This is a genomic window from Herbiconiux liukaitaii (genome assembly GCF_041927495.1).
Classification (GTDB): Bacteria; Actinomycetota; Actinomycetes; order Actinomycetales; family Microbacteriaceae; genus Herbiconiux; species Herbiconiux liukaitaii.
In genome coordinates this window covers 704,427-717,650 of the sequence record NZ_JBHFHG010000004.1, presented here as the reverse complement: position 1 = coordinate 717,650, position 13,224 = coordinate 704,427, and the positions used below count along the sequence as shown (strand labels likewise).

The following is a 13,224-nucleotide window of genomic DNA, read 5'->3' as shown; positions in this document are numbered from 1 at the left end:
GCGTGAACGTCGCGGAATTCGTCGGCACCGCTCTGGCCCGACTGGGGGTCGGCCATGTCTTCACGGTGGTGGGGAGCGGCAACTTCGAGGTCACGAACGCACTCGTGGCGGCCGGGGTGCCCTGCACCACGGCCCGCCATGAGGGCGGCGCCGCCACCATGGCGGATGCGTTCTCGCGCATGAGCGACCTCCCCGCCGTGCTCACCACGCACCAGGGCTGCGGGCTCACCAACGCGGCAACGGGCATCGGCGAGGCGGCGAAGAGCCGCACCCCCCTCATCGTGCTCACGGCCGACGTGGCCACAGGATCCGTGGCCTCCAACTTCAAGATCGATCAGGATGCGCTCGCCAGGAGCCTCGGTGCCGTCGCCGAGCGTGTGCACTCGCCGGGCACCGCCCTCGCCGACGTGGTGCGGGCCTATCGCACGGCCGTCAACGAGCGCCGCACCGTGGTGATCAGCCTGCCGCTCGACGTGCAGGCCGCCGCCGCGCCGCCGCTGCCCGACGAGCTCTCGGTGCTCGCCGACTCCCCCATCCGCCCCTCCGCCGACGCGGTGGCCTCGCTGGCCGCCGCCATCCGCGGGGCCTCTCGGCCCGTCTTCGTGGCCGGGCGCGGAGCCCGTGGGGCAGGCCCCGAGCTCATCGCTCTCGCCGAGGCATCCGGAGCGCTGCTCGCCACCTCGGCGGTGGCCAACGGGCTCTTCCACGACGAGCCGTTCTCGCTCGGCATCTCCGGCGGCTTCTCGTCGCCCCGCACCGCCGAGCTCATCTCGTCGGCCGACCTCGTGGTGGGCTGGGGCTGCGCTCTCAACATGTGGACGATGCGGCACGGCAACCTCATCGGGCCCGACGCCACCGTGGTGCAGGTCGACGTGGAGGGGCGCGCCCTCGGGGCCAACCGGCCCATCGACCTCGGCGTGGTGGGCGACTCCGCCCTGACCGCCGCCGACGTGCTCGCCGCCCTCGAGGCCTCCCCGCGAGCGGATGCGGGCTACCGCTCGGCGCCGCTCGAGGGCTCGGTGCGCTGGAACGATGTGGCGACCGACGACCTCTCGACCGACACCACGATCGACCCCCGAGAGCTCTCGCGCGAGATCGACCTGCGGCTGCCGGCCGAGCGGATCGTCTCGATCGACTCGGGCAACTTCATGGGCTACCCGAGCGCCTACCTCGCCGTGCCCGACGAACGCGGCTTCTGCTTCACGCAGGCGTTCCAGTCGATCGGCCTCGGCCTGGCGACCGCCATCGGTGCGGGTCTCGCGCAGCCCTCGCGGCTGCCGGTGCTCGGCACGGGCGACGGCGGGTTCCTCATGGCCATCTCGGAGCTCGAGACCGCTGTGCGCATCGGCATGCCACTTGTGGTGATCGTCTACAACGACGCCGCCTACGGCGCCGAGGTGCACCACTTCGGCACCGGAACCGATCTCTCGACCGTCACGTTCCCCGAGACCGACATCGCGTCGATCGCCCGCGGCTACGGGGCGAGCGCGCTCACGGTGCGCACGGTCGACGACCTCGCGGGCATCGAGGAGTGGTTGGCCGCCGGGCCCACCTCACCGCTCGTCATCGACGCGAAGATCGCCTCCGACGGCGGTTCGTGGTGGTTGCACGAGGCGTTCAAGGGCCACTGAGCGCTCGCTCGGGTTGAGCTCCCGCTCCTACGCCCACATCTGGGTGTAGGGGTGGGAGCACAGCTCCACCACGGTGCCCCACGGGTCCTCCATGTACTGGATGCAGTAGCCCTTGACCGGGTCGATCACCACGGGCGCCGAGCGTGCCCGGCCGCCGGCCGCCACGATCCGGTCGCGCACACCGTCGAAGTCCACGGCCGTGAGCGAGAAGTGGTTGAGGCCGGTCTTCCAGAACTCGAAGTTGTTCTTGGGCGCGACGGTCGCGGGCGAGGCGAAGTGGAAGAGCTCGAGCCCCGCTCCATCGGCGCCGCAGAGGTGCGCGAAGCGGAAGCTCGTGAAGCCCACACCGTAGATGTTGGCGGCGGCGATCCCGAGCGGCGAGTCGTCCTCGAGCACCTCGAGCGGGCCGGTGAGCAGGTAGTAGCCGAGCGTCTCTCGGTACCAGTCGATCGCCTTCTCGAGGTCGGGCACGGTGACCCCGACGTGGCTGAAGGCGGTGGCGGGGGGTGGCGTGGCCATGGGTTCCTCGTTCGTCGTGGGCGGATGTGTCGTCAGGAGGGAATGGGAGACGGGGACGTCAGATCCGTAGCCGTCACGCGGTTGCGCAGCTCGCCGAGACCGTCGACGCGGGTCGCGATCTCGTCGCCGTCGGCGAGGAACACCGCGGGCTCGCGGGCGCTGCCGATGCCGCTCGGCGTGCCGGTGAGCAGCACGTCGCCCGCCTCGAGCGTCATGCCGCGGCTGAGCTCCTCGAGCAGCACGGGCACGGAGAACGCCATGGCGGTGGCGGAGGCGTTCTGCCTGGTCTCGCCGTTGATGGTGAGCGAGAGATGCAGGGCTGCGAGGTCGACCTCGTCGGCCGTCGTGATCCACGGGCCGATGGGCATGGTGCCGTCGACGCTCTTGCCCTTCAGCCACTGCCCGCCGTGCTGGCGCTGCAGATCGCGCTGGGAGACGTCGTTGGCCACGAAGTAGCCGAACACGTGGTCGGCCGCGGTGTCGGCACGGAGCGATCGGCCTGCCGTGCCGATGACGAGGGCGATCTCGGCCTCGTAGTCCCACTTGGCCGAGAGACCGGCATCGAAGGCGATCGGATCGGTCGGACCGATCACGACGCCCGGGCCCTTGGTGAAGAAGGTCGGGTGCTCGGGCATCTCGGCGGGGCCCTGGCCCTCGCGCTTGCCGAGGGACTCGTAGAAGTGGTCGGTGTAGTTCCAGCCGGTGCAGAGGATGTCGCGGTTGAAGCGCGAGAGCGGCGCGAGCAGCCGAGCGTCGGCGGCGGAGACGGTCTCGGCGCTGGGCAGCAGCTCGGTCACCGTGGACAGAGCGGATGCGAGCCCGAGCCGCACGAGGTCATCGACCGTCGGGGCGCCCGCGGGCAGCACGAGGAGGTCGTCGCCCTCGCCGAGCACGGCCGTGCGGATTCCGTCGCCGTGCGCGACGCGTGCCAGCCGCATGCTCAGCAGCTGCTGTCGGTGAGGTGCTCGTAGCAGAGCGCCAGATCGCTCACGGCCACGCCGAGGGCGGCGAGTGCCACCCGCACGTTCGACTCGGTGCTGGGCGCGAGACCACCCCCGGCCTCCAGAGCTTTGAGGCTCTCGTAGGCGTCGAGCAGCTGCTGCTCCTTGATGGTCAGTTCGTTGCCGATGAGATCCACGGCCATGTCGTACTCCTAGTCTCTGCGTGTACGTTTCTGCGGTCCGGCCGGCTGCGGGTCAGCGCAGGTCCTGCAGCCGCTTCGCCTTGAGCTCGAAGCGCGGCAGGGTGTTGGCCGGCGCGCGCTCGATGATGAAGCGGAGGCCCTCGTGGCCGTCGGCGAGCTCGGTGCCGAGCTTCGTGATGAGCTCGGACCACTCGGCATCCGTGACCGCGGGCACGGGCTCGGCGAGCAGGGTGATCTCGTCGCGGATGCCCTCGCGGGTGATCTTCACCTGGAACTCGTCGATCACGGGGAACGCACGCACGATGGCCTCGACGGCGCGGGGGTAGACGTTGGTTCCGCGCACGAGCTTCATGTCGTCGACCCGGCCGAGGATTCCGCCCTGGTAGAGATCCCATGTGCGGCCGTTCGAGGCGGTGGTGTGCGGCACCTTCACGACGAGGTCGGAGGTGCGGTACTTGATGAGCGGGATCATGCTGCGGCCGAACGACGTGGTGATCCGCTCGCCCCGCTCGCCGTACGGCACCTCGATGCCGGTCTCGGGATCGATCACCCGCTCCACGAACTGGTCCTCGATGATGTGGGCGCCGCCCGGCTGGTCGGCGGGCTCGAACATGAAGATGGTGGAGATCTCGGTCATGCCGGCGGTGTCGAAGGCCTTGGCGCCCCAGAGCTCCTCGATGAGCTCCTTGGTCTGCGGCGGGATGGGCTCGCCGGAGAGCACGATGGTGTGCACCTTCGAGGAGCGCAGGTCGATGCCGAGCGACTCCGCCTCCTGCGCGAGGCGCAGGGCGTAGGTGGGGGTGGAGGCCACGACGGTCACGTCGTAGTCGATGATCTGCTTGACGCGCGTGGGGGTGGGCTGCGCACCGCCGGGAATGGTGGTGGCGCCGAGCTTCTCGAGGCCGTTGTGCAGGCCCCAGAAGCCGATGAAGGTGCCGTAGCCGAACGCCACGTAGCCGATGTCGTGGGGGCGCACGCCCATGCCCCAGAGTGCATACGACCACATCTCGGCCGACCACGACCAGTCCTTGCGGCTGTCGAGCGCCCGCAGCGGGGTCTTGCCCGAGGTGCCGCTCGTGGTGTGGAAGCGGATGGCGTGCTCGTGGCCCGCCACCGGCAGCTCGCCGTAGGGCGGGAAGTCGTTCTGGCTGCGCATCCACTCCTCACGGGTGAGGAAGGGGACTCGGTCATAGTCGGCCCAGGTCTTCAGCTGGGTCGAGTCGAAACCCTCCCGCTTGAAGGCCTTCTGGTAGAAGACGCTGCGCGACTCCGCCCACTCCACCACACGCTTGAACTTCACGAACTGCAGGGCCGACAGGTCCTCCCGCGACATCGTCTCGGTCTTGGGGTTCCAGTACGGGCTGTCATTCATCAGCGAATCACCTTTCGTTCGATTCCGGCGTGACGGAGCGGGTACTCACTCCGACAGTAGGGTTCGTTCGTTTCGGCCAGATTACATTGCAGTTACGATCGTCACTAGTGCGGAATGGATTTTTCTGGTCGCCGGATGCTCGCGGGCTCGCGCCCTGGTGCTCAGGTGATGGCCGTGCGGAGCCTGCCGGTGTTGGCGGCTGGCGAGACGAAGGCGTTGTCGTGGATGCCGGACCAGCCGGGGAGCGGGGAGCGCGTGCCCTCGGCGGCCTCGGTGGGCTCGTGGCTGTAGGTGGAGACCTCGCGCACCACGAGCGGCACGTCGGAGTCGGCGGGGCAGCGGAAGGCGTGCAGGTGCTTGCGGTGCATCACGAACTTGGGGTCGCCAGGGCGCAGGCGCACGTAGCTCGTGAGCTCGCGGTAAGACTCCTCGCGGCCGGCCGGGACGGCGACATCCGCCGGCCACGGTTCTCCCGCGGGCATGCCGGAGAAGCTCAGCACCTCGCCGTCGCCCACGACCGAAGGGGTGGGGCTGTAGAAGACGTCCATCTCGCCGAACACCACCTCGTAGCTCTCGGTCTTGCGCTCGTGGTGGTGGGGCGGGCAGAACTTGCCGGGGTGCACGATCATGAGCTTGTCGCAGAGCCCCGAGAACTCGGAGAACGCACCCGCTCCGACGGGCAGACCGTCGACGGCCGGCTCGTTGAGCGACTCGAAGATGATCATCGCCTCGTAGGCCTCGCCCGACCACATCCCGTTCTCGAACGCGTCGTACTGGTCGTCGCCGAACACGATGCCGGCCGAGTCGTTGACCATCTCCGGTGTGATGGGGTAGCGCAGGGCCTTACCCAGGGCGGCCGCTTCGCGCACCCACTCGTCGTACTCGCGGCGGGTGATCGACGTCCTCGTCATGGGATCCTCCAGTGCATCCGCACCGCCCTCGTCGGCGGCACCCGTCCCGTACGGAACCGCTCGCGACTCTACCCGGCTACTCTCCGGCCGGCAGGGGCGATTCCGGCAGAGGGGCGATGGTGAGGGAGGCCGTGGCGCGGGTGGGGGCGGCGACGATCATCATCTCGGGGGTGAGTCGCTTGCGGGCGAGGGAGACGGTGCCCGCGAAGACTCCGGGCTCGCCCGTGGGGCGGAGGATGTGGCCGTCGGCCCAGACCCGCGCATCGGCTTCATCGACACCGCGTTCGCTCGCGACGCCGCCGAGTCGCACCTGCACGTGCCACGACCGGCCGCGCGCCCCGATGGAGACGGTCGGCGCGGACGCGACCTGACCGCCTTCGCGGCTGTCGGGTGATCCGCCCGTGGCCGTGGCGCCACCTGGTGCCACGGGAGCAGCACCACCTGCGCCGGGGGTGGGGTCGATCTGGTTGCTCGGGAGGGTCGGGGTGAGGAAGGCGGGCTGGCGGCGGCGGGTCGCGCCCTCGTAGGCTGCAGCGCAGTCGAGGAGCGCGTCGTCGCTGTAGGCGGCCCCCGCGAAGGTGAGCCCCACGGGCATCTGGATGTCGGCCATGAACCCCATCGGCACCGTCACGGTCGGGATGCCCAGGTGCCGGATGACCCGGTTGCCCGTGGAGTAGACCACGCCGTTGCGCGACGCCGACTCGAGGCTCTCGGGGCGCGTGAAGAGATCGACCCGGCCGACGTCGCCCGCCGCCGGGAAGACGACGAGGTCTAGACCGGATGCCGCCATCCAGTCCTCGAGATCCTGCTTGCGGGCCCGCTCGAGGCCCCTCAACAGGTGGGCGAGGTCGGGCACGTCGTCGTAGGTCGCCGGCAGCCCCTGTTTGACGAGCTCGGCGAGCCGCTGCCAGTCGAAGCCGCCGCGGGCCCTCGTGATCCAGACGGGCACCGGTGCGTCGTCGACGGGGAAGACGGTGTCGCCGTCGACGTCGGCCCAGCTGTGGAGATTCGGGTCGGCGTTGTCGCGCAGGAACCCGTCGAGCGCCATGGCCGTGACCGTGCCGCCCTCGAGGGTGCGCCAGTTGGCCGGCACGAGCCCGCGCGCCGCGAGCCCCTCCGCCGAGGGCCTGTCCTCCTCGTAGTTCGAGACCACCGGGAAGTCGACCTCCACCACCTCGGCGCCGAGCGACCGCAGGTCTGCCGCGGCCCGATCCCACAGCGCACGCACGCTCCGACGGATGGCGGGCGGATCGATGGGCTCCGCATCCTCCCCGATGAAGAGGCGCGGCACCCCGATGCGCAAGCCGTCGAGCCGCCCGCGGCGGGGACGCGACACGGGCTTCGGCAGCACCTGCTCCGGCGACGGCAGCGCCACGGCGCTCTGCTGCCGCCAGAAGTCGCCCGAGCGGTCGGGATCCTCCACGGCGAGCACATCGAGCAGCACCAGGAGGTCGGCAACGGTGCGGGTGTGCGGCACCACGACGTCGCACGTGGGCCGCAGCGGCCAGTTGCCGCGGATCGACAGCACTCCCCTGGAGGGCGTGTACGCCACGAGGCTGTTGTTCGACGCCGGAGCCCTCCCCGACGAGACGGTCTCCTCGGCCATGCCGAACGCGCAGAAGCTCGCCGCCGTCGCGGTGCCCGATCCGCTGGACGAGCCGGATCCGTAGGCCGCCGTGAGGTACTGCGGGTGGTACGGGCTGCGTGCGTAGTCGTAGAGGCCGGGCTGCATGCCGCCCGCGGCCATCGGGGGCATGTTGGTCTTGCCGAGCAGCACGGCACCGGCGGCCCGCAGCTGGGCCACGGATGCCGCGTCGTCGTTCGCCACGAGCTCGGCGAGGGCGGGGCTGCCCGAGGCCACGGTGAGGCCCTTCACCTTGTAGCTGTCCTTCACCGTGAACGGCACACCCTCGAGGGGGCCGGCCTGACCTGCGCGACGACGGGCATCCGAGGCCGCAGCCTGCTCGAGACACGAGGGATCGAGCACCGCGATGGCGTGCAGGCACAGCCCCGTGCGGTCGTAGTACGCGATGCGGTTGAGGTACGCGCACACGAGCTCCACACTCGTGACGGCTCCGGCCTCGAGTGCCGCGAGCATCTCCGCGATCCCCATCTCCACCACGTCGACCCGCGCCACGTCCATCCGCTCGCCACCCATCCGCTCGTCGCCCGTCCGCTCGTCGCCCGTCCGCTCCATGCGCCCACCTTCCCTCCCCCACATCCTCCCAGCAACCACAGCGCCGGCCGAGAACCCTCGCAGACCTGTGGACAGCCGGAGTAACCTCTCGGGCATGTGCAGGAACATCCGTGTGCTCCACAATTTCGATCCGCCCACCACCGACGACGAGGTGCGCGAAGCCGCCCTGCAGTTCGTGCGCAAGGTGAGCGGCTCCACCCACCCCTCCCGGGCCAACACCGAGGCCTTCGACCACGCCATCGACGAGATCGCCGCCGCCACGCGCCACCTCCTCGACTCCCTGGTCACGAACGCCCCACCGAAAGACCGCGCCCTCGAGGCCGTGAAGGGCCGCGAGCGCCACGAGAAGCGCATGGAGCGCGAAGTCCGCCTGCGCACGACTCCCGCCTGACACGCCGAGCGGCCTCGGGCAAGACGGAAGACCGAAGAGGGAAGCAGGGAAAGAGAAAACCCCCAAGACGGCGAGATCTTGGGGGTTTTCGTAGCGGGAGCGGGACTTGAACCCGCGACCCCACGATTATGAGCCGTGTGCTCTAACCAACTGAGCTACCCCGCCATGACTCCTGCCGCACGACCCGAACGGGCCGCGGCCGGAAGCCGGAGCCCCCTGTGGGAATCGGACCCACTACCTCTTCCTTACCAAGGAAGTGCTCTACCAATGAGCTAAGGGGGCGCGCACAGCCGCAAGCGGCTTTTGGCACCAGTAGAGAATAGCATCCCGCGGAGGGCTCTCCCGCCGCGTGCCCCGCAGGCACGAAAGCCACCTGTGTGCAAACGGTTCCAGCCGCGCACCTGCTCCCGTTAGAGTTCTCGGCATGACTATCGAGACCTCCCCCGATTCGGGTCTTCCCGAGGCCGAGACCGGCATCGAGACCACCACCACGCTCGTCGGAACCGGCGGTGAATGGTGGCGATCCGCCGTCATCTACCAGATCTACCCGCGCTCCTTCTCCGACTCCGACGGAGACGGCATCGGCGACCTCCCCGGCATCACCTCTCGCCTCACCTCGCTCGCCGAGCTCGGCGTCGACGCCGTGTGGCTCTCGCCCTTCATGACCTCCCCCCAGCACGACGCCGGCTACGACGTGGCCGACTACTGCGACGTCGATCCGATCTTCGGCACCCTCGCCGACTTCGACCTCCTCCTCGCCCGCGCCCACGAGCTCGGCCTCAAGGTCATCGTCGACCTCGTGCCGAACCACACCTCGTGGGAGCACGAGTGGTTCAAAGAGGCCCTCGCCGCCCCCGAGGGCAGCCCGGAGCGCGACCGCTACATGTTCCGCGACGGCAAGGGCCCGAACGGCGACGAGATGCCCAACAACTGGGAGAGCGTGTTCGGCGGCCCCATGTGGGAGCGCACCACCAACCCCGACGGCACGCCAGGCCAGTGGTACCTGCACATCTTCGACAAGTCGCAGCCCGACCTCAACTGGCAGAACCCGTGGGTGCGCGAGCGCTTCCACGACATCCTGAGGTTCTGGCTCGACCGCGGGGTCGACGGCTTCCGCGTCGACGTGGCGCACGGCCTCATCAAGCAGGAGGGCCTGCCCGACTACACACCTCCCGCCGACGCGGGCAGCATGGGCGGCGGCACGGTGCCTCCCGGTGGCCCGGGCAACACGGTGGGCCTCGAGCCCGGCATCGACGGCCAGGCCGCGGATGACCCGGCCACCCCTCCCTACTGGGCGCAGGACGGCGTGCACGAGATCTACCGCGCCTGGCACTCCGTGCTCGCCGAGTACGAGGGCGACCGCGTGCTGTGCGCCGAGGCCTGGGTGGAGCCGCTCACGAAGCTCGCCCGCTGGGTGCGGCCCGACGAGATGCACCAGGCGTTCAACTTCACCTACCTCGAGGCCACCTGGTCGGCGCCAGAGCTCCGCCGGGTCATCGACACCTCCATCGCGGCCTTCGGCTCCGTGGGTGCGCCCTCCACGTGGGTGCTCTCGAACCACGACGTCGTGCGCCATGCCACGCGTCTCGCGCTCGGCGCCGGCAACCCGCAGGGTCACGGCATCGGACCGAAGTCGACCGGCATCCCCGACACCGCGTTCGGGCTGCGCCGCGGCCGCGCCGCCACCGCCCTCATGCTCGCGCTGCCCGGCAGCGCCTACGTCTACCAGGGCGAGGAGCTCGGGCTGCCCGAGGACGTGACGCTCCCGGATGAGGCGCGGCAGGATCCGACCTGGTTCCGCACGAACGGCGAGCGCTACGGGCGCGACGGATGCCGCGTGCCCATCCCGTGGGAGCCGGGTTCGCCCACCTACGGCTTCGGCCCCGAGGGGTCGACCGCGAGCTGGCTGCCGCAGCCGCGCGACTGGGACGGCTACACGCGCTCCTCGCAGGAGGGTGTGGCCGGATCCACGCTCGAGCTGTACAAGCTCGCGCTCGCGCTCCGGGCGCGGTTCGCGCTCGGCACGGGGTCGCTGGAGTGGCTGCCCGGGTACGGAGACGACGTGATGGCGCTGCGCAACAACGGCGTGACGGTCATCGCGAACCTCGGCACCGCGCCGGTGGAGCTGCCGGTGGGTGAGCTGCTGCTCGCCTCGGAGGAGATCCACGAGGCCGCGCTGCCCGCCGACACGGCGGTCTGGCTGGCCTGAGCCGCCGCGGGCGAACTGCTCGCGCGGACAAAGACGAACGTCGTCGCAACCACCCCGATAGAGGGCTCGGTTGCGGCGACGTTCGTGTTCGTCCGCGGGGCCCGTGGCCGGGCGGGACGACGCAGGCGGCGCCTAGCGGGCGGGCGTGGTGGGGTTAGCGGGCGTTGGCCTGGAGCCAGGCGTAGGGGTCGAACGCGGTGGTGCCGTCGAGGCGGATCTCGAGGTGCAGGTGCGCGCCCGTGGAGGTTCCCGTGTTGCCGACCTTGCCGAGCGCCTGCGCGACCTTGATGACCTGGCCCTCGCTCACGTCGATCGAGCCGGTGAGCATATGGCCGTAGACGCTCGAGACGGCCTGACCGTCGATCACGTGGTCGACGATCACGTGCACGCCGAGACCGCCGTTGTCGGAGGAGACGACCTTGCTCACGACACCGTCGGCGATCGACTGGATGACCGTGCCCTCGCCCGGGGTGAAGTCGACACCCTGGTGGTTGGTGCTGCCGATGCCGCCGGGCGACTCGCGCGGACCGAAGTCGCTCGAGATCGGCACGCCGACCGGGAACGGCCACTGCACCGAGCCGAGGGGGTTGTTCGTGAAGGTGTCGGCCACGCGGATGCCGCTCGCGCGGAGCGCCGCCTGCAGCAGGCGCGGGTCGGAGACGTCGTAGCCGTCGCGCGCGATGGTGCTGGCGGCACCGGCGGTCGTGGTGAGCTGCTGGGCCTCGAGGGGCGCGACGTCGGCGAGCACCGTCTCGGAGACGGTGGAGGAGGCGCCGGAGGCGGAGTGCACTGCGGTGGCCGGCATGGTGGTGGCCACGGCGATGCCGGCGGCGAAGAGCATGGCGATGACGCTGAAGGTGCCCTTGGCGACTCCGCCCGCGCGCTTGCCGCGACGGCCCGACGCGGGGGCGGTGGATGCGGCACCGGAGGTGGGGGGAACGGCCGATCCGGCCGCCTTGCGACCCTCGACACTCGCCTCGGGCGCCGGCACGGCGGGAGTGGCGGTGCGGAGCGACCGCCGGCTGAGCGGCTTGGAGGCGGGCGCCTTGGAGACGACAGCGGCGGCAGGCGCAGCCTTCGCGGGCGCAGCCTGGGCCGCAACGGAGGTGTCGGCGGCGGGCGCGGACTTGGCCGGTGCAGCGGTGGGCTGCGGGGTGGCGGGCTCGAGCGGGACGACGGTGGTGGGGACCGGAACGACCGCGCGGCGGCCACCGGCCGGGCGCTCGATCGCGTCGGAGAACGCCTCGGCGGCACGGCGGCCGGCGCGGCGGCGCTCAGCGGCGGTCGCGGCGTCGGTGGCGTTGCCGGTGACGGGCGTGCCCTCGACGTGGATCGCCGGCTTCTCGACGGCCGGCTTCTCGGCGGCCGGCTTGTCGGCGGCCGGCTTGTCGGCAACCTGGGGCTGGGCGTGGGGGCGGGGGGCGGTCACCGTGCTCGCGGCGGCCAGACGGGCTGCGCGGCGGGCCGAGGCCTTGACGCGCGCTTTCGCGGCCTCGTCGTCGGCGGCATCCGTGGTGGGCTTCTCGTCGAGGGGGGCTGCTACGCGCAGGTCACGACGGCGGCGGCTCGCGGTGGCGGCACGCTCGGCCTTCGCGGCGGCCTCGGCTTCGGCAGCGGCGGTCGGGGCGGCAGCAAGCGCATCCTGAACAGCGCGGGTGTTCCCGGCGGCAACGGATGCCTCACCCGGAGCACTCACGGCGTTCGGGGTCGACCGAAGGCTGCGGCGGGAAGGCAAGGAGGAAGAGGACTGATGCGTCGTCGAACCGGGGGCCTCGCGTTTGGATGCGTCGTCATCCTGGCGTGAAGTCGGGCGTGCCACGTGAAAAAGTATCTCCGGTTGATCGTCGTGCGGCGTCTCGGGTGTGCGAGATCTCGGGAACTGGTCAAGGCTATCCGCCCATCCTGTGGATTACCACCGTGCGGGCGGCTCCTCCCGCACAGGGCTCGGATCAGAGCGGCAGACCGGCGTCGCGGTGCAGGTCGAACAGCAGCGGCCCGAGCTCGGCGGCCAGGTCGGGCGCGGCGGCGAACGTCATGACCGTGCTCTCGGCAGCACCATCGAACCCGCCCACCACGGCCCCCGCCTCGCGGGCGATGAGCGCACCGGCGGCGTGGTCCCACGGGTTGAGGCCGCGCTCGGCGTAGGCGTCGAGACGCCCCGCCGCCACCGAGCACAGGTCGAGTGCCGCCGATCCGGCGCGCCGGATGTCGCGCACGATCCCCACGAGCCCGCGGATGAACTCACCCTGCTTCACCCGCAGCTCCGCGCTGTAGGCGAAGCCCGTTCCCACGAGCGCCTGCGAGAGCTCGACTCCCGTGTTCACCTGCAGGCGTCGCTCGCCGAGGAACGCTCCCCCACCGGCGCTCGCGGCGAAGACCTCGCCGAGCACGGGGTTGACCACGACACCGGCCAGCGCCTGCCAGTGGGCGGCATCCACCGGCTCACCGGGAGTGACGGCGACGGCGGCGATGCTCACGGCGTAGGCGGGGATGTCGTAGAGGTAGTTGACGGTGCCGTCGATCGGGTCGACGACCCAGACGATGCCCGAGGTGCCCGAGGTCACGGATCCGGCCGACTCCTCGCCGAGGAATCCATCGTGCGGGCGCAGCTCGGCCAGGCGGGCGCGGATGAAGTCCTCGCTCTCGCGATCGGCGAAGGTCACCACGTCTTCGGGCGCCGACTTCGACGCCGCCACGCTCACGCCCTCTGACCGGCGGCGGGCGATGAGCTCACCGGCCTCCACCCCGATGGAGCGGGCGATCTCGAGCAGCTCGACCGGCGCGGGAGAAGAAGGAGAGGATGAGGAGGTGGACGAGGACGATGCTCCGGGCATGACTTCTCCGTAGATG

Annotated in this window: 11 protein-coding genes and 2 tRNA genes; 3 read left to right on the top strand and 10 right to left on the bottom strand. The window is 70.8% G+C overall.

The annotated features are described in order from the left end of the window. Positions 1 to 2: 2 nt before the first annotated feature. The gene (locus ACEXQC_RS11015; RefSeq protein WP_374821701.1) at positions 3 to 1,631 is read left to right on the top strand and encodes a thiamine pyrophosphate-binding protein; all 1,629 of its coding nucleotides are present in this window, start codon (positions 3 to 5) and stop codon (positions 1,629 to 1,631) included. Positions 1,632 to 1,658: 27 nt separating this feature from the next. Here the strand turns inward: ACEXQC_RS11015 and ACEXQC_RS11010 are convergent, their stop codons facing one another. The 6 genes from ACEXQC_RS11010 to ACEXQC_RS10985 form a co-directional block, all read right to left on the bottom strand. Then, positions 1,659 to 2,150: a VOC family protein gene (locus ACEXQC_RS11010; protein ID WP_374821697.1), complete on the bottom strand. Its 492-nt coding sequence runs from the start codon at positions 2,148 to 2,150 to the stop codon at positions 1,659 to 1,661. Between the two features lie 32 nt (positions 2,151 to 2,182). Then, positions 2,183 to 3,088, bottom strand: coding sequence for a fumarylacetoacetate hydrolase family protein (locus ACEXQC_RS11005; protein WP_374821694.1), 906 nt, complete (start codon positions 3,086 to 3,088; stop codon positions 2,183 to 2,185). Positions 3,089 to 3,090: 2 nt separating this feature from the next. Continuing rightward, positions 3,091 to 3,294: a hypothetical protein gene (locus ACEXQC_RS11000; protein WP_374821691.1), complete on the bottom strand. Its 204-nt coding sequence runs from the start codon at positions 3,292 to 3,294 to the stop codon at positions 3,091 to 3,093. A 52-nt stretch (positions 3,295 to 3,346) separates the two neighbouring features. Continuing rightward, positions 3,347 to 4,666 (bottom strand): phenylacetate--CoA ligase family protein, encoded by a 1,320-nt coding sequence (locus ACEXQC_RS10995; protein ID WP_374821688.1) that lies wholly within the window; start codon positions 4,664 to 4,666, stop codon positions 3,347 to 3,349. 161 nt (positions 4,667 to 4,827) lie between these two features. Next, positions 4,828 to 5,577, bottom strand: coding sequence for a cupin domain-containing protein (locus tag ACEXQC_RS10990; protein ID WP_374821685.1), 750 nt, complete (start codon positions 5,575 to 5,577; stop codon positions 4,828 to 4,830). Between the two features lie 76 nt (positions 5,578 to 5,653). After that, entirely contained in the window at positions 5,654 to 7,774 is a 2,121-nt protein-coding gene (locus ACEXQC_RS10985) for an amidase (RefSeq protein WP_374821682.1), read from the bottom strand. Between the two features lie 94 nt (positions 7,775 to 7,868). Between ACEXQC_RS10985 and ACEXQC_RS10980 the strand changes: the two genes are divergently transcribed. After that, positions 7,869 to 8,165 carry a DUF2277 domain-containing protein gene (locus ACEXQC_RS10980; protein ID WP_374821680.1) on the top strand — a complete coding sequence of 99 codons (297 nt, stop codon included), beginning with the start codon at positions 7,869 to 7,871 and terminating at the stop codon, positions 8,163 to 8,165. Positions 8,166 to 8,256: 91 nt separating this feature from the next. Here ACEXQC_RS10980 and ACEXQC_RS10975 read toward each other — a convergent pair. Next, positions 8,257 to 8,330: transfer RNA gene (locus tag ACEXQC_RS10975), tRNA-Met, on the bottom strand. Between the two features lie 45 nt (positions 8,331 to 8,375). Next, a tRNA-Thr gene (locus ACEXQC_RS10970) sits at positions 8,376 to 8,447 on the bottom strand. A 142-nt stretch (positions 8,448 to 8,589) separates the two neighbouring features. On the opposite strand from ACEXQC_RS10970, the gene ACEXQC_RS10965 reads away from it, so the two are divergent. Then, entirely contained in the window at positions 8,590 to 10,374 is a 1,785-nt protein-coding gene (locus ACEXQC_RS10965) for a glycoside hydrolase family 13 protein (protein ID WP_374821677.1), read from the top strand. 154 nt (positions 10,375 to 10,528) lie between these two features. Here ACEXQC_RS10965 and ACEXQC_RS10960 read toward each other — a convergent pair whose 3' ends face one another. Beyond that, on the bottom strand, positions 10,529 to 12,070 hold the full coding sequence (locus ACEXQC_RS10960; protein WP_374821674.1) for a peptidoglycan DD-metalloendopeptidase family protein: 1,542 nt from the start codon (positions 12,068 to 12,070) through the stop codon (positions 10,529 to 10,531). A gap of 253 nt (positions 12,071 to 12,323) precedes the next feature. Then, positions 12,324 to 13,208 (bottom strand): inositol monophosphatase family protein, encoded by an 885-nt coding sequence (locus ACEXQC_RS10955; RefSeq protein ID WP_374821672.1) that lies wholly within the window; start codon positions 13,206 to 13,208, stop codon positions 12,324 to 12,326. Positions 13,209 to 13,224: the final 16 nt, after the last annotated feature.

Excerpts from the sequence above, each read along its gene's own strand:
- ACEXQC_RS11010 (WP_374821697.1), bottom strand. The coding sequence starts at position 2,150 with ATGGCCACGCCACCCCCCGCCACCGCCTTCAGCCACGTCGGGGTCACC.
- ACEXQC_RS11005 (WP_374821694.1), bottom strand. The coding sequence starts at position 3,088 with ATGCGGCTGGCACGCGTCGCGCACGGCGACGGAATCCGCACGGCCGTG.
- ACEXQC_RS11000 (WP_374821691.1), bottom strand. The coding sequence starts at position 3,294 with ATGGCCGTGGATCTCATCGGCAACGAACTGACCATCAAGGAGCAGCAG.
- ACEXQC_RS10995 (WP_374821688.1), bottom strand. The coding sequence starts at position 4,666 with ATGAATGACAGCCCGTACTGGAACCCCAAGACCGAGACGATGTCGCGG.
- ACEXQC_RS10990 (WP_374821685.1), bottom strand. The coding sequence starts at position 5,577 with ATGACGAGGACGTCGATCACCCGCCGCGAGTACGACGAGTGGGTGCGC.
- ACEXQC_RS10985 (WP_374821682.1), bottom strand. The coding sequence starts at position 7,774 with ATGGAGCGGACGGGCGACGAGCGGACGGGCGACGAGCGGATGGGTGGC.
- ACEXQC_RS10980 (WP_374821680.1), top strand. The coding sequence starts at position 7,869 with ATGTGCAGGAACATCCGTGTGCTCCACAATTTCGATCCGCCCACCACC.
- ACEXQC_RS10965 (WP_374821677.1), top strand. The coding sequence starts at position 8,590 with ATGACTATCGAGACCTCCCCCGATTCGGGTCTTCCCGAGGCCGAGACC.
- ACEXQC_RS10955 (WP_374821672.1), bottom strand. The coding sequence starts at position 13,208 with ATGCCCGGAGCATCGTCCTCGTCCACCTCCTCATCCTCTCCTTCTTCT.